Origin of the sequence: Nocardia aurea, assembly GCF_003123685.1 — a bacterium.
GTDB lineage: Bacteria > Actinomycetota > Actinomycetes > Mycobacteriales > Mycobacteriaceae > Nocardia > Nocardia aurea.
The window spans coordinates 431,195-451,137 of record NZ_QCYJ01000020.1; the positions used below are offsets into that span (position 1 = coordinate 431,195).

Sequence of the window (19,943 nt, forward strand, 5' to 3'; positions counted from 1 at the left end):
CGAAAAGCCTGCTACAGCCCAGCAATCGAACCGGACGGTCGAATCCGCACTGGTGGACCAGCGAATTCACCGCCACCGGCTCGACGCGACCCACGTCACTTTCGGTGACGGATGTCGCGTGCGCCACTCTTGCGCACGGCGTCTCAGAAGGGCGAGTTCACCAGAGAATTCGCGGCCATCTCCATGTAATCGAGCATCGCCTTGCGATGTTCGTCGTCGAGCACATCGGGCTCGATCTCGGCGATACCGATACGCATACACCGCAGCCAGGCGTCACGCTCGATCGGACCGACCTTGAACGGCATGTGCCGCATCCGCAGCCGGGGATGGCCGCGTTCGTCGGAGTAGGTGCGCGGGCCGCCCCAATACTGTTCCAGGAACATGCGCAGCCGCCGTTCGGCCGGGCCGAGATCCTCCTCCGGATAGAGCGGACGCAGCACCTCGTCGGCGGCCACCTCGCGGTAGAAGGCCGCGACGATGCGCTGGAAGGTATCCGCACCGCCGACCGCGTCGTAGAATGACGTCGCCGTCTGCTCGCCCGTGCTCATCTGGTCCTCTCGATAGCCGGATGCACCGCCGTCCATTGTGCCCGCACGGCTGGTCGGGGCCACGCGGGCCGCCTCACACGGCTGCCCGAGGCCATTTCAGCGGCAGTTAACCGAACATTGTGCGAAATCACCGTGCAATCGGCCTCTTTCCATGGTCAACTGATTGCAGGTTCAGCGGAATATCACATGATCTTGTCGATGACGAAATCGGGGTCCCCATGAAGCAGCGGCACGGCCGATCACACGAGGCCAGGGCGCACCGACAACTCCAGCCCGCCGACGTCCACAATCGTGGGTCGGGGGCTACTCCGCTGCATATCCTGTCCGACCATCATCCGGGCTCCCATCGCCCCGGTGAGACCGTCCATCACGGTCCACATCTGACTTCGGTCTCCTCCGAGACCATGAACGCCCAGACCATTCACTGGTTGAAGCGCCGGGTGCTGCTTCTCAACGCCACCTACGAGCCGCTCACCGCCCTGTCCGCACGCCGCGCCGTCGTCCTGCTCATCTGCGACAAGGCCGACGCCGTGCACCACAACGAGGAGAATCCGGTCGTGCATTCGGCCGAGGCGGCCGTCCCCGTCCCCTCGGTGATCCGACTGCGCAACTACGTCCACGTCCCCTACCGGGCCCGGGTGCCGATGACGCGGGCCGCCCTCATGCACCGCGATCGCTACCGCTGTGGCTATTGCGGCGCGAAGGCCGAGACCATCGATCACGTCATCCCGCGCAGTCGCGGCGGCGAGCATTCCTGGGAGAACTGCGTCGCCAGCTGCGCTCCCTGCAACCATCGCAAAGCCGACAAACTGCTCAGCGAGCTGGGCTGGACGCTGCGGTCGCCGCTCGTCTCCCCCAAAGGCCCGCACTGGCGGTTGCTGTCGACCACCACCGACCTCGACCCCGTGTGGTTGCAGTACCTGGGCGAGGGCGCGGCCTGAGTCTCACGGGTATTCGATCACCAGCGTCGCCCAGGTGCCCGCTTCCAGTGCCTCGAAGACGTGCGGGGCGTCACCCGGGTAGGAGATGTAGTCACCCGGCCGCAGTTCCACGGGGGCATCCGACGGGCCGGCCAGGGCACGGCCCGTGGCGAGCAGGATGTGTTCGACCACGCCCGGGGTGTGCGGGTCCGAGTCGCGGGCGTGGCCGGGTTCGGCGGTGATGCGGAACATGTCGCGGCGGGTGTTCGGCGGACCGGCCGCGAGCAGTGTGGCGCGATAGTCGGAACGCTCGGCCGCGACCACCGGCCCCTCCCCCGCACGAATCACCGACACGGCGGGCCGCGGCGGGTCCAGCAACCGTGAGAACGGCATGTCGAGCGCGACACACAGCGCCCACAGTGTCTCCAGACTCGGGTTGCCACTCCCCGATTCCAATTGGGACAGCGTGGATTTCGCGATACCGGCACGGTTGGCGACCTCGGTGAGCGACAGCCCGGCCCTGGTCCGTTCCCGGCGCAGCGACGCCGCGATCGCCGCCTGCGGCGTCGCCGTCGAGCCGTCCCGCGTCATTCCCCACTCCCGTCGTGTTCGGAATCCGGTACAGGAAACCACATTGACGAATCGTCCGCGTGCGTTCACCATAAGCTACATGCGTTCGATATGGCGAACACTCGGGCGGGACACGGTCTCGGGAATCGCGGCCGTGCTCGTGGCCGTCGCGATGATCGGCGTCTCCTACGGGGCGACGGCCGTCGGCGCGGGATTCCCCGTCTGGCTGCCCGTCGTGCTCGGCGTGGTCGTCCTCGCGGGTGGAGCGGAATTCCTGTTCATCGGGATCATCGCCGCGGGTGGCAGCCCGATCGCGGCCGTGCTGGCGGGACTGGTGGTCAATGCGAGGCATCTGCCCTACGGGCTGTCGCTGCCGGAGGTGACCGGCAGCGGGTGGCGTCGCCTGCTCGGGGTCCATGTGATGAACGACGAATCCGTCGCCGTGGCGCTGGCCCAATCCGATATCGAACGCAAACGCGCCGCGTACTGGCTCTGCGGGGTGGGAGTCCTGCTCGCCTGGCCCGGTGGCGCGGCCCTGGGCGCGCTGATCGGCAGTATCGTCCCCGACACCTCCGCCTTCGGTCTGGACGCGGTCTTTCCCGCGGTACTGCTCGCCCTGGTGATCCCCGCGCTGCGCGACCGGGACACCTTCGGCGCGGTCTGCGCGGGGGTGGTCGTGGCGCTCACGACCTCCGCATTCCTGCCGCCGGGTTTACCGGTGCTGTTCGCGCTCTCCGGTGTGGTCGTGGCGGCGTTCACGCTGCGGCGTGGGGAACGGAGCGAGGTGGTCGACGGTGGCGAATCGGACTCCGGATCGTGCGCCCCTCGCGAATGTTCCGCGCGACGCAGTGATACCGCATGATGCCGACCGCGGGGATCATCGCGCTCGCCGTCGGCACCTTCGCATTCCGCTGGGCCGGGCCCGCGTTGCGCAGCCGCATCCGGTTTCCCGAACGTGCCGAGCGACTACTGGAGATCGGGGCGGTGGTCCTGCTCGCGGCGTTGGTCGCGGTCACCACCCTGCCCTTCGGCACCGCGCAACCGGGAGTGGCGCTACCCGCCGGGGTGGTCGTCGGCGGTGTTCTCGCATGGCGGAGAGCGCCGCTGCTCGTGGTGATCGTGGCGGCGGCGGGGTGTACGGCGGCGCTACGACTGTCCGGAGTCGCTTGAGTCCGGCGAACCACCGACAACTCCCCGATCAGCTCGGGGTCAGCGGAATGGCTCCGCCGCGACGACGCGCGACCGAGCCGTAGCGCGCGTCGATCCGCAACCACGTGTTGGTGGCCCGGACGCGGACGATCTCGCTGGGCGGGATGCGTCGAGCCTCGGCCCTGTCTCCCGAATGCGGGATGAAATCCATTGCGGTCAGGGCGAAGACGACTCGCATCGGCACTTCGACCGAAACCGGGTCGGCCGACACCGTGAGCACAGTCTGGTCCAGCAGCGAGGCGGGCGGGCCGTGCGAGCTGCCGTGTTCCTTGGCGAGCTGGGCGCCGCGTTCCGCCAATTCGACCAGCGTGCGCGCGGGCACATCGTCGATATGGGCGAATCCGTCGCTCGGCGGCAGCGCACCACGCCAGGCCGAATCCATCGAATAGCCGAGGTCGATCGGACTGCCGGAGCCGAGTCCGGCCAGCACCAGATCGGCGCCGACGGTGACATCGTCGACCCCCAGTTCGGCCGACACCGTTCGCACGGCCAATGCCTCGAAACCGGTTGTCACCCACGCCGAGACAAACGTGTCGCCGCGCCTGCGCAAGCGCACCACCGCCGCGACATCCAGCCGGATCGCCCGGCTCAGGAAGGTGGCCAGATTCTCACGCTCGGCCGGATCACTGACATGCAGCACACGCTGCTGGGACCTCACGGCATCTCCGCCCGCACGGGCGTCGCCGCCCTCACAACACCACTGTCGTCACGAAACCCTGAGCTCAGCTCACCTGTCCATCCACTCGGACAGATAGTCCCGCTCACCGTCGGTGAGCCTGCGCAACCGCTGGGTCTCGATGTCGAACGCCGCGATCTGGGTCGAGGCGACCACCGCGGGCGGGGAATCGGGGGCCGCGCCGTTGGCGCGCACTTCGTATCCGACCGTGAAATCGACGGCGCGCAACTGCTCGATCCACATGGCGATATCGAGCGGGGTGTCCTCGTGCCGCAACTGGCCCCGGTAACGCACCCGCAGGTCGGCCAGCACGCAGCCCGCACGCAGCGATTCGGTGGGACGTCCGTCCTCGAACAGCCACGGAATCCTGGCCTCTTCCAGCAGGGTCACCATGCGCGCGTGGTTGACGTGCTGGAACACGTCCATATCCGACCACCTGACTTCCACCTTGGCGTGAAAGCGCTTGGGTAGCAGCAGAGCGCTACCGTTGGCCTTTCCTTTACCGTTCACCGAACTCGTCACGTGGTACCTCCGATAAGGCGCCGATCTCGCGCCACACCCTTCCGCGACGTTGCGGAACAGGTATCACGGCGAGATCCTTCGGCACCGAATTCGATCATTTCCGGTCGCGGTGACCTGGGCGTTCGCCCGGGTCCGGACCGATTCGCGGCACCCAGTATCGCAATCTTCGCCGCCGGTGATCGTCGCGGGGCGAAGGATACGTCGAGTGCGCCATCCGCGCGACATCGCGCTACCCGCAATTCTTGTTGCACCCTAACATCATTCGGCGTACTCGGCTGGGTGCGCCGCTCCGACGCACCCGATCGACGAGGTTCAGCGTTCCGACTGCGCGCCCACACCGCTGACCATGCTGCGCACCTGGCGCGCCGCGACGGACAGCGTCGCGAGATCGTGCGTTCCGGATTCGAACAATTCCGACAGCGCCGCCCGCGCGCGCCCCAGCCTCGACTGGTTCTTCGACTCCCAGTAGGCGATCTTCTCGTCGGCCGTCTCCTCCGGATCGCCCGCCGACAGCACATCGAGGGTGAGCGAACGCAGCGAGCCGTACATATCGTCGCGCAGCGCCAGCCTGGCCAGCGAGTGCCAGCGATCGCCGCGCTCGAGATGACTGACCGCCTCCAGCAGCCAATCGATCTTGAGGTGGTCGTTGAGGGCGTAATACAGCGACCCGACCTCGTCCCGGTCACGATCGGTGATATCGGCGATATCGAGCACGTCGAGCAACGGGAACAGGTTCAGCAGCCCGAAGACCTCGGTGGCGAGATCCGTCGGCGCGCCCTGCGCGATCAACTCGGCGGACTGGCCGGTGAGCGTCGCGACATGATGTCCGCGCAGCCAGCCCGGCACCTTCGGCGCGAGTTCACGCACACCACCGCTGTAGCGGTTGATCTCCGCACCGACCGGAATCGGCTGCGGACGGTTGCTCAGCAGCCACCGCGACGCCCGGTCGAGCGTTCGTTTGGTCTCCAACTCGAGCGCGTCGCGGACCGAGGTCGAGGTATCGGCCGCGCGAATGCGTGACCACATGGCGTGCAGATCGAAGATCTCGATGGCCGCGGCGAAAGCGCGCACCGCGTCCGTCGCGGTGGCTCCGGTCTCCTCGTTCAGCCGGTGCGCGTAGGTGATGCCGCCGTAGTCGACCATCTCGTTGGCAATCATCGTGGTGACGATCTCGCGGCGCAGACGATGCTTCTTGATGGCCGCGCCGAATCGTTCCCGCAGCGCGGAGGGAAAGTAGTCCGCCAGCCTGCCCGAGAAATAGTTGTTGTCGGGCAGATCGGAGTCGAGCAGGTCGGCCTTGAGCGAAAGCTTCACATGGGCCATGAGATTCGACAGCTCTGGGGACGCGAGGCCGACACCCTCCTCGCGCCTGCGCTTCAACTCCACCGTGGACGGCAGCGCCTCCAATTCGCGGTCGAGCCCGCGGCGTTCCTCCAGGTCCTCGATGAGCCGCTGGTGGACATTGAGCATCCCCGGCGCCTCGAATCGCGAGATCCCCATCAGGAAGTTCTGGGAGACGTTGTCCCGCAGCACCATACGCGCGACCTCGTCGGTCATCGAGGCGAGCAGCGGGTTGCGCTCGGGTTCGGGCAGCAGGCCCGCGCTGACCACACCGTCGAGCAGCACCTTGATATTGACCTCGTGGTCGGAGCAGTCGACACCGGCCGAATTGTCGAGGGCGTCGGTGTTCATCTTGCCGCCCGCGCGGCAGAACTCGATGCGCCCGAGCGCGGTCGCGCCGAGATTGCCGCCCTCGCCGATGACCTTGACCCGCAACTGGTTTCCGTTGACGCGGACCGGATCGTTGGACTTGTCGCCGACGTCGCCGTTCGATTCCGTCGACGCCTTGATGTAGGTGCCGATGCCGCCGTTCCAGAGCAGACCGACCGGGGCCAGCAGGATCGCGCGCACGAGTTCCGGCGGCGACAGCGAGGTGATGTCGTCGGCGAGACCGAGCGCGATACGGGCCTGCTGGCTGATGGGCACGGACTTGACCGTGCGATCCCACACCCCGCCGCCCTGGGAGATCGCCGAGGTGTCGTAGTCGGCCCACGACGACCGCGGCAGTGCGAACATGCGCGCCCGTTCCGCGTACGAACTCGCGGGGTCCGGGTCCGGGTCGAGGAATATGTGCCGGTGGTCGAAGGCGGCGACCAGGCGGATGTGCTCGGAAAGCAACATGCCGTTGCCGAAGACGTCACCGCTCATATCGCCGATGCCGACGACCGTGAAGTCCTGGGTCTGGGTATCGAGATCCATCTCGGCGAAATGCCGTTTCACGCTCTCCCACGCGCCCTTGGCGGTGATGCCCATCGCCTTGTGGTCGTAACCCGCCGAACCACCGGAGGCGAACGCGTCACCGAGCCAGAATCCGTAGCGCTGCGCGATGTCGTTGGCCGTGTCGGAGAACGTCGCGGTGCCCTTGTCCGCGGCGACCACCAGGTAGGTGTCGTCGCCATCACGACGGACCACCCGCGCGGGCGGCAGCACGGCGCCGGTCACCCGGTCGACATTGTCGGTGATGTCGAGCAGACCCGAGATGAAGGTGCGATAGCACGCCACCCCCTCGGCGCCGAGCTCTTGGCGGTCGGCCACGGGATCGCCGGTCGCCTGCGGCGGCTGTTTCACCACGAAGCCGCCCTTGGCGCCGACCGGCACGATCACCGCGTTCTTGACCGCCTGCGCCTTGACCAGGCCGAGGATTTCGGTACGGAAATCCTCCAGCCGATCCGACCAGCGCAATCCACCGCGCGCCACCGAACCGAATCGCAGGTGCACGCCCTCCACGCGCGGCGAATAGACGAAGATCTCGTACCGGGGCCGAGGTTTGGGCAGTTCGGCGATCTCGCGCGGTTCGACCTTCACCGAGATGAAGTCGCGCGACACCCCCTCGGCGTCGGTCACGTAGTAGTTGGTGCGCAGCGTGGCCTTGATCAGGCTGAGGATGGCACGCAGGATGCGGTCGGCATCCAAGCTCACGACCTCGTCGATCCGTTCCCGCAGCCGCACCTCCAGCTCCGCGGCGTGTTCGGCAGCCACGGTGTCGGGATCGAACCGCGCCGCGAACAGGTCGACGAACAGCCGAGCCGCGTCCGGGTAGGTGAGAAGTACCCGCGCGATATTGGTCTGGCTGTACGGAAAGTCGGCTTGCTGCAGGTATTTCGCGTAGGTGCGCAGGATGGCGACCGACCGCCACGGCAGCCGCGCCCGCAGCACGAGTTCGTTCAGGCCGTCCGCCTCGGCGCGGCCGTGCCAGACCGCTTCGAAAGCGTCGGTGAACCGCTCGCGCAGCCCGCGCACCTCCGCGTCGAGCACGTCGGCGCGGGCCGAGGATTCCAGCAGTTCGGCGTCCAGATCACGGTCGAGGGAGCTGCGCAGCAGTTCGGGACGCGCCAGCAGACCGAAATCGTAGATCCAGCGCTCGAGAATCCGGCCGCCGGGGGAGGTCTCGAGTTCGATCCGGTACGGGCGCTCGTCGACGACCTCGACGCCGAGGCTCTGCAATACCGGAAGTACCTGGCTCAAGGAGATCCCGGTGCCGCCGATGTAGAGGCTGAACCGCCACGACCCCGGCTCCGAATTCGGTCTGCGGTACAGGTTCTGGACGATCGACCCCTCGGTCAGCCGTTCGAGCCGCATGATGTCGCCGAGCGCTCGCGCCGGCGCGAAATCCTGTTTGTAGCCCTCGGGGAAGGCGTCCGCGTACCGCTTGACGACGGCGGGCGCGAGCACCGGCGCGGTATTCAGCTGGTCGTTGAGGTGATCGTCCCAGGTGTTGCTCGCCTCGGCCAGCAGGCGCTGGATCCGCAGCCGGTTCGGCTCGGAGGTGTCCGCCGCGGCGGTCTGCTCCGCACGTGGCGCGCCTTCCGCGTCGGGCAGCCGGACGGTGAAATAGACGCTGGCGAGTTCGCTTTCGCTCACCCGCGCCGAATAGTCGATCGAGTCGCCGCCCAGTTCACGGACGAGGATGTCCTGCATCTCCAAGCGCACGTGGGTGGTGTAGCGATCACGCGGCAGATACACCAGGCAGGCCACGAACCGGCCGTAACTGTCGGCGCGCATGAACAGTTTCACCTGCCTGCGCAGGCCGACGTTGAGCACCGCGGTGGCGGTGTGGCGCATGGTCTCGGTATCGGAGGAGAACAGTTCCGTGCGCGGGAACGACTGGATGACCTCCAGCATCGCCTGCCCGGAGAAGGAGTCCAGGTCGAAGCCGCTGTCCTCGATCACCGAACGCACCCGGCGCTCGATCACCGGGATGTCGAGAACGTTCTCGTGGACCGCGGTGACGGTGAAGACCCCGATGAAGAGATGGTCGCCGACGACCTTGCCCGATTCGTCGAAATCCGCGACGCCGATGAAATACGGATACACCGAGCGGTGCACGGTGGCGGGCACCAAACCCTGGGTGAGCATCAGCAGCGGCCGATCGCCGCCGTTGATCGGTACGCGGAAATCGGTGCCGACGTCGGGCCGCAGCACACCGAGGCAGGTGCCGGGCAGCGCATTGGAGATCATCTGCTCGTGGTCCTCGCCCAGCCGGTGACGGGCGTAACCGAGCACGGTGAAATTACCGCTGGCGAGCCAGCGCAACAGATTCGCGGTATCGATCAGATCGTCGGCGGGAAACGGCGCGCGCCCCGACGCGGCGGCCTCGGTCAGGGTGTCGGCGAGGGTGCTCTGCACCTGCTTCATGGCGTCGGTGTCGCTGTTGACCTGGCGCACGTCGGTGACGACCATCGGCAGCGCCTGCTCGATACGGTCCAACGTCTCCCTGGTGGTCGACGCGTGCAGTTGCAGGTGCATCCACGATTCGCGCACCCCGGGATCGCCGTTGCCGTCCACCTCGTGCGGCGCCGCGTGCAGCAGTCGCGCCTCGGCGTCGCGCTCGACCTCGAAGATCGGATGGATGACTTCGCTGACGCTGACGCCCATGCGACTCAGGGACGAGGTGATCGACTCGACGAGTAGCGCCATATCGTCGGTGACCAACTGGATTGCGGCGCCGAGGCCCGATCCGTCGTCCGGGTGATACACCCGGACCAGTACCCGGCCGGTGGGCCGGGTGATCGCCAACTCGAGATGCCGTCGGAAGATCTGGGTGATCCCGGTGATCGCACAGTCCACATCGCCCGCGTCGACGTGGCGGAAATACGCCTCCTCGAGGGTCGCGAGATCTCCGCGCAGTGACTGCGGCAGACCCGCGGACCACGCCGCACTGGACAATTCGGACGAGACCGTCATTTTTTCGCCAACTCCTCGGATTCGGTTCCGTAACAAAGTGACGCCGGTCCGAGAGTAGCTGCGCACCGGAGACAAGCGGGTGAAATCCCTTTGAATCCCGGGGTGTTCACCACGGTTGCGATATTCGCCGCGCGATTGCCGAGGTCGTCCACTCGGCTCAGCACTCGATAGGACCCGGCGACCGTCATATCGGCGCGTCGGGCATGGGAACTACCCAGATCTCGGACAGCACCGGCGCATGCACGTAACCCACACTATCGAGATTCGGCGGGTATGGCCGGGCGTCCGTATTTCCTTCGGCATCGGAGCCGATCGACGGCACTTCGCCGCAAATCCTTCGAAAAATGGCCGATCGACGGGGCGATGCGAACAGCACTCGCCCCGTCGGATCCCGATCTCAGTCGCGGGTCAGTTTGCGGTGTGTAACCCGATGCGGGCGAGCCGCTTCCGCACCGAGCCGCTCGACCTTGTTCGCCTCGTATGCCTCGAAGTTGCCCTCGAACCAGAACCACTTGGCGTCGTTGTCCGAATCGCCCTCCCACGCGAGGATGTGGGTGCAGGTGCGGTCGAGGAACCAGCGATCGTGCGAGATCACGACGGCGCAGCCGGGGAACTGCTCCAGCGCGTTCTCGAGCGAACCGAGGGTTTCCACGTCGAGGTCGTTGGTTGGCTCGTCGAGCAGGATCAGGTTGCCGCCCTGCTTGAGGGTCAGCGCCAGATTCAGGCGGTTGCGCTCACCACCGGAGAGCACCCCGGCCGGCTTCTGCTGATCCGGGCCCTTGAAACCGAACGCGCTCACATAGGCGCGCGACGGCATCTCCTGATTGCCGACCTGGATGAAGTCGAGCCCCTCGGAGACCACCTGCCAGACGTTCTTCTTGGGGTCGATACCCGCGCGATTCTGGTCGACGTAGCTCAGCTTGACCGTCTCGCCGACCTTCACCTCGCCGCTGTCGGGCGATTCGAGTCCGACGATCGTCTTGAACAGCGTGGTCTTACCGACACCGTTGGGGCCGATGACACCGACGATGCCGTTGCGGGGCAGGGTGAACGACAGATCCTTGATGAGCTGGCGATCGCCGAAACCCTTGTCCAGATGCGACACGTCGACGACGACGGTGCCCAGGCGCGGACCCGCGGGAATCTGGATCTCCTCGAAATCCAACTTCCTGTGCTTCTCGGCCTCGGCCGCCATCTCCTCGTACCTGCCGAGACGGGCCTTGTTCTTGGCCTGGCGTGCCTTGGCGCCCGAGCGCACCCAGGCGAGTTCTTCCTTGAGCCGCTTCTGCAGCTTCTGGTCCTTCTTGCCCTGCACCTCGAGGCGCTGAGCCTTCTTCTCCAGGTAGGTGGAGTAATTGCCCTCGTACGGGAACGCCCGGCCCCGGTCGAGCTCGAGAATCCACTCGGCCACATTGTCCAGGAAGTACCGGTCGTGGGTGACCGCGAGCACGGCGCCCTGGTACTGGGCCAGATGCTGCTCGAGCCAGTTCACCGACTCGGCGTCGAGGTGGTTGGTCGGCTCGTCGAGCAGCAGCAGATCGGGCTTGCTCAACAGCAGCTTGCACAGCGCGACACGACGACGCTCACCACCGGAAAGCTTGGTGACCGGCTCGTCCGGCGGCGGACAACGCAACGCGTCCATCGCCTGCTCCAGCTGGGAATCGATATCCCACGCGTCGGCGTGGTCCAGATCCTCCTGAAGTTTGCCCATCTCGTCCATGAGCTCGTCGGAGTAGTCGGTGGCCATCAATTCGGCGATCTCGTTGAAGCGGTCCAGCTTCACCTTGATCTCGCCGAGGCCCTCCTCGACATTGCCGCGAACCGTCTTCTCCTCGTTCAGCGGCGGCTCCTGCTGCAGGATGCCGACGGTGGCGCCCGGCGCCAGGAACGCCTCACCGTTGTTCGGCTGATCCAGTCCGGCCATGATCTTCAGCACGCTGGATTTACCGGCGCCGTTCGGGCCGACGACACCGATCTTGGCGCCGGGAAGGAAGTTCAAGGTCACATCGTCGAGTACGACTTTGTCGCCGTGCGCCTTGCGAACCTTCTTCATCTGGTAAATGAACTCAGCCATATACACAAGCCTATCGGTCTGGGGAACGGTGGAATCAAGCAGCGCCACCCACCGCGCCGTGGTCCATTCGGGCCGGGCGCCGGAGGGCCTCCGGATCGGATCGGCCGTGCTCACATGTATGCGTCATGCGAGGTCAGGCGTCGACCGGCTCCGGTTCGGCGCTCTGGGTAGATGCGGAAGGCACGGTCGCTGCGGTCTCCCCCAGTCCATGGCCGACGCGTGCATCCGGTTCAGCGCTCGATCCGTGACAAGTATTCCGTATCACGCCCTGGGGGTCGGACCCGGTCCCGCTCTCGGATCGACGGGCGATGCGGGCCGTGCAGCGACTCAGATCCGGGCCGACGGCACTCGCCCGCATCTCCAGATCGCGGCGTTCGACACCGTCGCGTGTGCGATATTCGTGTGAGCGCAGCTGTCCGTAGACGACGACCGGATCGCCGCGCCTGATGGACTCCTCCACCCCGGCCACCAGCCGTCGCCAGCAGCTCACGGTGAGGAACAGGGTTCCGTTGTCCACCCAGGTGCCGGTGGCCTGATCGAAACGGCGGGAATTGCTCGCCATCCGGAAGGTCAGCACCTGCTCTCCGGTGTTCAGATCACGTTTGGCCGGGTGTGTGACCACGGTGCCGATCACGGTAGCCATCGCTTCGTACATGATTACGCCCCTTCGCATCCGGACCGGGAGCCCTCTTCCCGGTTGTCCTCCCCCGTGTCACGGGGGCACCTTCAGCGTGGTCGAACGCCCGCCCTCGCGGCGGCGCGATCTCGAGAATGTGGACAACTTTCCGGATTGTGGACAACCGGCGCTTCGCCTCACACCGCGGCGAGCGCGGCGGTGTCGGCGGACAGCGGTAGGTCCGTCGAACTGGTCCCCACGTGCACGGTGAAGACACCGGGCTCGATATGCCAGTTCTCGTCCCAATGCGCGAAAGTCCTCGGCGACAGCGGGATACGGATCCGGACGGATCGTCCGGCCTCCACCTCGACGGGGGTGAACCCGGCCAGCCAGCGCACCGGGCGGTCGACGTCCGACTCCGCGCGCGACAGATAGACCTGAACGACCTGCTTACCGGCCCTGGCTCCGGTGTTGTGCACGGTGACCTCCATGTCGACCGAACCGTTCACGGTCGGGGCGGCGACGACCAGATCGGTCAGCGCCCAACTCGTGTAGCCGAGCCCGTGCCCGAACGGGTAGGCGGGCCGCGCACCGGCCTTCAACCAGGCTCGATAGCCGATATGAATGCCTTCGTCGTAGCGCAGCACGCCCCGCACCGGTGTCGTCGACAGCACCGGGACGTCGGATTCGGCCGCGGGCCAGGTCGTCGGCAATCGACCGCCCGGCTCCCGGTGACCGAGCAGGACATCGGCGAGTGCGTGCCCCAGTTGCTGTCCACCGAACCAGGCGAGCAGGACCGCGGCCACGTCGTCGCGCCACGGGAGCAGGACCGGACCACCGGAGTTGACGACGACCACCGTGCGCGGATTCGCGGCGGCCACCGCACGCACCAACTCGTCCTGTGCGCCGGGCAGTGCGAGGGTGGTGCGGTCGAAACCCTCGCTCTCGGTCCGCGAACCCGTGCCGACCACCACCACCGCGACATCGGACGCACGCGCCAGGGCCACCGCCTCGGCGATCGACTTCGCGGGGTTCGCCGTGCCGCCGGCTGTTCCGAGCGTGATCGCGACCAGGCCGGGCATCGCGGCACCGGCCTCGAGTTGTTGGCGGACACGCACCACGTGGGCGACGTCGGTGCTCACCGGGACCGTCGCGACACCCGGGGTGAACAACGCCGCGCCGAGAGCTTCGCCGCTGCCGGTGAGCACGGTGTCGAGAGCAGGCGCGCCGTCGATCTCCATCCGGGTCGCACCGATACCGGCGACGCCGAGCAGCACGGTTTCCGGATCGTCGGGTCCCGCGAGGTATTCGGTGGTGAGTTCCAGCGTCACAGCGCCTTTCGGGACCGTTCCGAGGTAGACGAGTTGACCGGCGCCCCGATGCTCGCTCAGCAATTCGGCGCCATCGCCGTCGAGGAATCGGGCGCGCAGGCCGGGCTCACCGGTGTACGGATCGGTCATGACCGTCAGCGGCAACGGATGGATTCCGGTCTGGACCGGGACTCCCGGGTGGGCGACGATCGTCGCGTCGGGTAGGGCCGTGCGCAGTCCCTGGACGGGGCCGATCACCTCGTCGGGTACCACGGTCGCACTTCCGCCACCCTGCGTGCGCGGCCACGAGCCCGCTTCGCCGATCACCGCGATCGTCCCGGGACCGGCACTCGGCCACGGTAGTTCACCCTCGTTGCGGACCAGAACCATCCCCGCCGCGGCCACCTCGCGTGCCACCCGCAGACCCGTGTCGGGCGTGTGGGACACGCGGCTACGACCCACGCCGTCGGCCGCGACCGGAGCATCGCGATCGGTCATGTCCAGCGCGCCGACCCGGGCCGCCAACCGGAGCAGGCGCGCCACCTTCGCGTCGACGGCCGCCTCCGGCACGGTTCCCGCGCGCACCGCCGCGACGAGTTCCTCGCCCCACGGTCCTTCCGGTCCCGGCATCACCAGATCCTGGTCCGCGTTCGCCGAGGCCACGGTGCTGCGGACGGCGGTCCAATCCGACACCACCACGCCGTCGAATTTCCATTCGGTGCGCAGCGGCGCCGTGAGCAGCCGGTTCTCGGTCATCGTCACGCCACGCACGGCGTTGTAGGCCGACATCACCAGCCACGCGCCCGCACGCACCGCGGCTTCGAACGGCGCGAGATACAGCTCGCGCAGCGCGCGGTCGCCGACCTCCACGTCGGCGGTGTAGCGGTCGGTCTCGAAATCGTTGGCCACGTAGTGTTTCGGGGTCGCGGCGATCCCGTGCTCCTGCACCGCACGCACGTACGCGGCGGCCAGCTGGCCGGTCAGCAGCGGGTCCTCCGAGAACGCCTCGAAATGTCTACCGCCCAGCGGGCTGCGCTGCAGATTGATCGTCGGCCCCAGGACGATGTCGACACCTTTGCGCCGCGCCTCGGCCGCCGAGGTCGCACCGTAGGCGCGGGCCATCTCGAGATCCCAGGTCGCGGCGAGCGCGGTCGCGGACGGCAGATTCAGGGAGGGATCGCGTTCGTCCCACACCGGACCGCGCACTCCGGACGGACCGTCCGACAGCGTCATCGACCGCAGGCCGATGGCCGGTTCCTCGGGCGTCGACCAGATATCGGCACCTGTCAGCAATCGCACCTTCTGTGCCAGATCCAGTTTGCCGACCAGCGCGTGCAGGGTGTCTTCGGTCAGCTCGGACATCAGCGATTCTCCCTCGGATCATGGGCCTGAACAGCCGAACCGCATGATTCGACCGCACCCGATCCGGCCCGACGACCACGCGGTTCACGTTGTGTCACCGAGTGCCAATCTACGCATCAGCTACCAACCAGCGACCTCCCGCGCCAGGGGATACCGACCTGTTATGCAATGTGGAACATCGGCATCCGCTCACGGTCCGGACACCGCCGGGACATCAGGCGCGATCGCGGCGGTTCACTGCACGACGTGCTCGGTATTCGCACTGCACAGGACGATCACCGGCCGCTCGCCCGGCGGCGGCACGTACACACCGCTGTGCACGGCGGCGAGCGCGGTGGCGCCGGTCGCCTCGACGACGATGCGGAATTCGCGCCACAGGTATTCCCTGGCCGCGACGACGGCGTCGTCGGCGACGAGCAACGAGCGGATGTCGTAGCGCCGCGCGATCCCCAGCGCGATCGCGCCGATGCGGTGCGCGTGCGCGGCATCGGGCGAGCAGGGCCCGACGGCGGGATCGGTCTCCAACGCGGTGTGCAGGGCGGGGTAACCGACGGGTTCGACGCCGATCACCTGTTGCCTGCGCCCGAGTACCGAGGCGACGCCCGCGACCAGCCCGCCGCCGCCGACCGAGATCAACACCGGTGGCCGCCCACGGACCTGTTCCTCGAGTTCCAGCCCGACGACCCCGGCGCCCGCGACGACCGCGGGCAGTTCGTCGGCGCGCAGCAGCAACGCCCCGCGCTCGGTCGCCAGATCCGCCGCGTGGCGACACGCCTCGCCGTAGGTGGTGCCGTGCCACACCACTTCGGCGCCGTGCGACCACATCGCCGCGACCTTCGTATGCGGCGCCGATTCCGGCACGACGACCGTGCACGCCTTACCCAGTTGCGCGGTCGCGACCGCCGTGGCGATACCCGCGTTGCCGTCGGAGGCGATCACGACCTCGCCCGCCGAGACCGGCGACTCGAGTAACGCGTTGAGACTGCCACGCACCTTGAATGTCCCGCCGTGCTGGAGATACTCGAGTTTCAGCGTGACCGGCACCGGACCGTCCGGACCGGCGATCGAGGTGTGCAGCACCGGCGTCTTGCGTATCCGCCCCGCCAGCCTCTTCCGCGCCTCGCGCGCGTCCGACCGGGAAACCCGTCGGGGCGGGCCCGCGTCATCGGGACCGGACCCGACCACACCACCGGGCACGGAGCCACCGAAACCGGCGCCGATGCCTGGTCCACTCACTGCCACATTGTGCTCACTCACGATCAACCGGCGCCCGAGCAACCCCGCGTCGAGGTCCATCGTGCACGAGTGTGACGGGTTCCGCTCACCTCACGCATGCCCGAGGTCCGCCGTCGCCGATTGCCCGCAATTCACTTGCGCACCTCGCGATCCCGTTTCGCCAGCTCCGCGTACATGGCGTTGTGGGCGGCGAGTTCGGCGCCGTGATCACGCTCCGCGGCGCGGTCGATGCGCTTGGCCAGCTTGGCGTCGCCACGAGACCACTGGATGAGCAGCGCGAGCATCACCACGACCAGCGGAACCTCGCCACTGGCCCACGCGAAACTGCCGCCCGTGCGCTGATCGCCGAGCAGATCGCTGTTCCAGTCCAGTCCGAGACTTCGGAAGAACCACCCGCCCATCACCGTCGTCATACTCATCAGCGCGATACCGAAGAAGGCGTGGAAGGGCAGCGAACCGAACACCATCCCGAGTTTGGTCAGTGGTTCCACCTGACGCGGTTTCGGGTCGATCCCGATGACCACCCAATAGAACAGGTATCCGGTCAGCAGGAAATGGATGTTCATCAGCAGGTGCGCCGCGTGCGAATCCGCGAACGAGTCGTAGATACCGCCCATGTAGAGGGCGTAGAACCCGCCGACGAAGATCACCGACGCGACGATCGGATGGGTCAGGAACCGTGAGACCGGGTTGTGCACCGCGGCGAGAATCCATTCGCGCGGTCCGGGCACCCCGCCGCGTCCGGCGGGCGGCAACGCGCGCAGCGCCAAGGTCACCGCGCCGCCGAGGGCGAACAGGATCGGCGCGAGCATCGACAGCGCCATGTGCTGGCCCATGTGCACGCTGAATACCGCGGGCGCGTACCGGCCGACGCCGGAGGAGGTCGCCAACAGCAGGACCGCGCACGCCGACAGCCAGGCGATCGTGCGACCCGCCGGCCACGCGTCACCGCGCGACCGCAGCCGCCACACCCCCAGCAGATACACCACCGCGAGCACGATGGCCAAGGTCCCGAAGATCAGATCGAAACGCCAATCGAACAGCAGTCGGCTCGCCGACGGCGGTCCCGCCAGGTCGTATCCGAGTTCCACCTCGGCGGGTGTCGGCACGCTGGTCGGCGGTGGCGGCGGGGTGCGTCCGAGTCCGACGGCCAACCCCATGGTCGCGGCGAAGATCACCGCCTCCACCCCACCGAAGCGGATCAGCGCGGCGCGGTCACGCGGGTCGGCGGCGAGCGCGGGCAGCGACGCGCGGCGCTGGAAGTAACCGAGGATCCCCAGCACGATCAGCGCTGCCGCTTTGGCGAGAACCAGCCTGCCGTAGGTGGTGGTGAACAGTTCGTCCAGCGGAACCCTGACCCAGGAGTTGATCACACCGCTGACGCCGATGACCACGAACGCGACGGTCGCCGTCAGCGAGAACCGGCGAGCCGCGATATCGGTGTGCGCGCCGCCGCGCATCGCGTGAGCGAGGACGGCGAACAGCCCGCCGACCCACACCGCGGCCGAGATCAGGTGCAGGATCAGGCTGTTGGTGGCCAGGTCGTGCGCGCCGCCGGAGGAGGAATGCCCCGTCAGCGCCAGCGGCATCATGGTCACGATCGCGCCGCCGAACAGCAGCGGCGTCCATCCCCATCGCAGCACGAGCTTGCAGCCCACCGCGACGATCACCGCGAACACCACCGTCGTGCGCCACGCCTCGGCCAGCGCGATCTGGTCGATCGCCCGCCACAACTGCTCGGGCCGCCATACCTGCCCGACCGGCTGACCTGTCGTATCGGAGACGGTCAACGGGACCAGCAGCGCCGCGCAACTCGCCCACGCGAGCGCGAACCAGGAGGCGCGCCGCACCGCCCGGTAGCCGCCCGCGTCGAGCAGCCCGTCCGCCTGCGGAGGTGTCAGGAAGGCCGCGAACAACAGCGAACCGACCGTCAGCGCGGCCGACAGATCGGCGAGCGCCCTGATCGCGGGCAGACCGTAGGTCGTCACCGGGCCGGGATCCGGTATGCCGAGCAGGCTCAGCGCGTGCGCCGCCGACAACCCGACCACCAGCGCCGCGACCACCGCGGCGACCGCACCGGCGAGCACCGCCAGCACTCCGAAATTCCCCGCCGCACCCGACCTGCCGACGTCCGAGACATCGGTTTCGACGGGCTGGTCCTGCGGCAACGACATACGACTGAGCGTAGTTCCAACAATATGGCGTGGCCCGTTCGGGCTCGGCCGGATAATCTGATCTCGGACCTGACCGCCCCGGTCAGTACGTCCTTCCGCGCGACCGAGGTGGCCGAAACGTTGCTGACACTGAGAACTTAGCCAGCTGGACGGTCGCTATACTTTCCGTGCTGGACAGCACGGTCGACGTCGACCGAGGTTGCCCCACTGCCTCCGTAGCTCAGTTGGATAGAGCAAGGGCCTTCTAATCCCTAGGTCGCAGGTTCGATTCCTGCCGGGGGCGCTGGTCAGGGACCATTTTCCGGAATGGTCCCTGACCGACATCCATCGAATATTCATCGCTTATGAGGACAATCGGCCGATTACGTCGGCTGCTTCCCTGTGTATCCGTCCACGCCCGAAATAAACATCCTGGGTCATCGAGACGTGCCGGTGGCCGAGCTGGTCGGCGCCGACCCGCGCGGACAGCGCGGCGTCATCGAGCAGCGTCGCCAGCGCCTTGCGGAAACTGTGGCTCGACACGGCCGGTACGCCGAGCCGTTCGCGCACCTTGGCCCATGCCTGGTTGAAGTTGTCCGGGTCGCGCAGCGTGCCGACCGAGCTCGGGAAGATCACGCCATCGGTGCTCGGGTGCGGTTCATCGCGACGCCGCTTCAGCATCTCCATGACGAACTTCGGTAGGACGATCGACCGGTTGCCCGCGTCGGTCTTGGCGAACGACTCACGGATGAGCCCCCCGCCACGCTTGCGCACGACCTTCCCACAGATCGTCGCGACCGAGGACGCTTCGTCGATGTCCTTCCACCGCAGCCCGAGCAGTTCGCCACGGCGCATCCCGGTACCGATGAGCATGGTGATCGGGTCGGCGAGATCGGCGGTGCGGCAGTAGTCGGCAACGGTCCGTTTGCCGATCCACTGCACCGCGCTGTTGCGCAGATCGCCGAGCAGCTGCGCGAGCTGTTCGGCCGTGATGGACGGCGCACCCTTGGGCGGTGCTTTGCGCTCGAGGCGCGAAGTGCTGTCGACCGGATTGACCGGGAGCACGTCAGCGATCACGGCCAGTTGCAGCGCACCGCGCAGCACCGTCCGGGCCTGCTTCGCCGTCGAGTACCCGTGTCGATCGCTGATCGCCTGGATTGCCCTGTTCATCCGACCGGCGGTCGCCTCCCGGGCGCGCACCGATCCTGCCCGCGGTTCGATCGCCTTGATGGCGTCGCGGTAGGTGTCGATGGTGCGGGTTGCCCGGCCCTTGTCGATGAGGTTCTGAAGGTGCTGCTCGCACAGCGTCGAGACGGTCGTCTCCCCCGTGACCTCTTCCCCTCCCCCGGTGCGACGCGCCTCGAGCGCGGCAACGAGCGCATCCTCGGCGAGCTGCCCGCGCTGGTCGTACTGTCCCTCGGGTGACTGCCGCTCGACGATGCGGGTTGCGCCATCGTCATCGCGGAATCGACAGCGCGCCAACCATATTCCGCTGCCGAGACT

The 19,943-nt window shown here is 67.4% G+C and carries 14 protein-coding genes and 1 tRNA gene; 4 read left to right on the forward strand and 11 right to left on the reverse strand.

The genetic code is table 11. The features are described from left to right. Nucleotides 1-143 precede the first annotated feature (143 nt). Nucleotides 144-548: a globin gene (locus tag DAT37_RS07205; RefSeq protein WP_109524004.1), complete on the reverse strand. Its 405-nt coding sequence runs from the start codon at nt 546-548 to the stop codon at nt 144-146. 404 nt (nt 549-952) lie between these two features. Between DAT37_RS07205 and DAT37_RS07210 the strand changes: the two genes are divergently transcribed. After that, nucleotides 953-1,489 carry an HNH endonuclease gene (locus tag DAT37_RS07210; RefSeq protein ID WP_198654142.1) on the forward strand — a complete coding sequence of 179 codons (537 nt, stop codon included), beginning with the start codon at nt 953-955 and terminating at the stop codon, nt 1,487-1,489. Nucleotides 1,490-1,492: 3 nt separating this feature from the next. On the opposite strand, the gene DAT37_RS07215 is transcribed toward DAT37_RS07210, so the two are convergent. After that, nucleotides 1,493-2,059: a helix-turn-helix domain-containing protein gene (locus DAT37_RS07215; RefSeq protein WP_109523877.1), complete on the reverse strand. Its 567-nt coding sequence runs from the start codon at nt 2,057-2,059 to the stop codon at nt 1,493-1,495. A gap of 79 nt (nt 2,060-2,138) precedes the next feature. On the opposite strand from DAT37_RS07215, the gene DAT37_RS07220 reads away from it, so the two are divergent. Together DAT37_RS07220 and DAT37_RS07225 are read left to right on the forward strand one after the other, a co-directional pair. Beyond that, the gene (locus DAT37_RS07220) at nt 2,139-2,900 is read left to right on the forward strand and encodes an AzlC family ABC transporter permease (RefSeq protein WP_109524006.1); all 762 of its coding nucleotides are present in this window, start codon (nt 2,139-2,141) and stop codon (nt 2,898-2,900) included. Then, nucleotides 2,897-3,208, forward strand: coding sequence for an AzlD domain-containing protein (locus DAT37_RS07225; RefSeq protein WP_109523878.1), 312 nt, complete (start codon nt 2,897-2,899; stop codon nt 3,206-3,208). The genes DAT37_RS07220 and DAT37_RS07225 overlap by 4 nt, the downstream gene beginning before the upstream one ends. 28 nt (nt 3,209-3,236) lie before the next feature. Here DAT37_RS07225 and DAT37_RS07230 read toward each other — a convergent pair whose 3' ends face one another. The 8 genes from DAT37_RS07230 to DAT37_RS07265 form a co-directional block, all read right to left on the reverse strand. Then, on the reverse strand, nt 3,237-3,905 hold the full coding sequence (locus DAT37_RS07230; protein WP_109523879.1) for a hypothetical protein: 669 nt from the start codon (nt 3,903-3,905) through the stop codon (nt 3,237-3,239). A gap of 69 nt (nt 3,906-3,974) precedes the next feature. After that, complete coding sequence (locus DAT37_RS07235) at nt 3,975-4,433, reverse strand: acyl-CoA thioesterase (protein WP_408637377.1); 459 nt, start codon at nt 4,431-4,433, stop codon at nt 3,975-3,977. A 324-nt stretch (nt 4,434-4,757) separates the two neighbouring features. Further along, entirely contained in the window at nt 4,758-9,689 is a 4,932-nt protein-coding gene (locus DAT37_RS07240) for an NAD-glutamate dehydrogenase (RefSeq protein ID WP_109523881.1), read from the reverse strand. Between the two features lie 397 nt (nt 9,690-10,086). Continuing rightward, entirely contained in the window at nt 10,087-11,763 is a 1,677-nt protein-coding gene (ettA, locus tag DAT37_RS07245; protein ID WP_109524007.1) for an energy-dependent translational throttle protein EttA, read from the reverse strand. A 133-nt stretch (nt 11,764-11,896) separates the two neighbouring features. Beyond that, nucleotides 11,897-12,418, reverse strand: a complete 522-nt coding sequence (locus DAT37_RS07250; RefSeq protein WP_109523882.1) for a single-stranded DNA-binding protein — start codon at nt 12,416-12,418, stop codon at nt 11,897-11,899. A 158-nt stretch (nt 12,419-12,576) separates the two neighbouring features. Next, the gene (locus tag DAT37_RS07255) at nt 12,577-15,051 is read right to left on the reverse strand and encodes a beta-glucosidase family protein (RefSeq protein WP_109523883.1); all 2,475 of its coding nucleotides are present in this window, start codon (nt 15,049-15,051) and stop codon (nt 12,577-12,579) included. Between the two features lie 234 nt (nt 15,052-15,285). Next, nucleotides 15,286-16,287 carry a serine/threonine dehydratase gene (locus tag DAT37_RS07260; RefSeq protein ID WP_232839562.1) on the reverse strand — a complete coding sequence of 334 codons (1,002 nt, stop codon included), beginning with the start codon at nt 16,285-16,287 and terminating at the stop codon, nt 15,286-15,288. Between the two features lie 131 nt (nt 16,288-16,418). Beyond that, nucleotides 16,419-18,461 (reverse strand): cytochrome c oxidase assembly protein, encoded by a 2,043-nt coding sequence (locus tag DAT37_RS07265; RefSeq protein ID WP_109523885.1) that lies wholly within the window; start codon nt 18,459-18,461, stop codon nt 16,419-16,421. 209 nt (nt 18,462-18,670) lie between these two features. Between DAT37_RS07265 and DAT37_RS07270 the strand changes: the two genes are divergently transcribed. Beyond that, nucleotides 18,671-18,744 (forward strand) — tRNA-Arg (locus DAT37_RS07270). A 59-nt stretch (nt 18,745-18,803) separates the two neighbouring features. On the opposite strand, the gene DAT37_RS07275 is transcribed toward DAT37_RS07270, so the two are convergent. Beyond that, complete coding sequence (locus DAT37_RS07275) at nt 18,804-19,922, reverse strand: site-specific integrase (RefSeq protein WP_232839563.1); 1,119 nt, start codon at nt 19,920-19,922, stop codon at nt 18,804-18,806. Nucleotides 19,923-19,943: the final 21 nt, after the last annotated feature.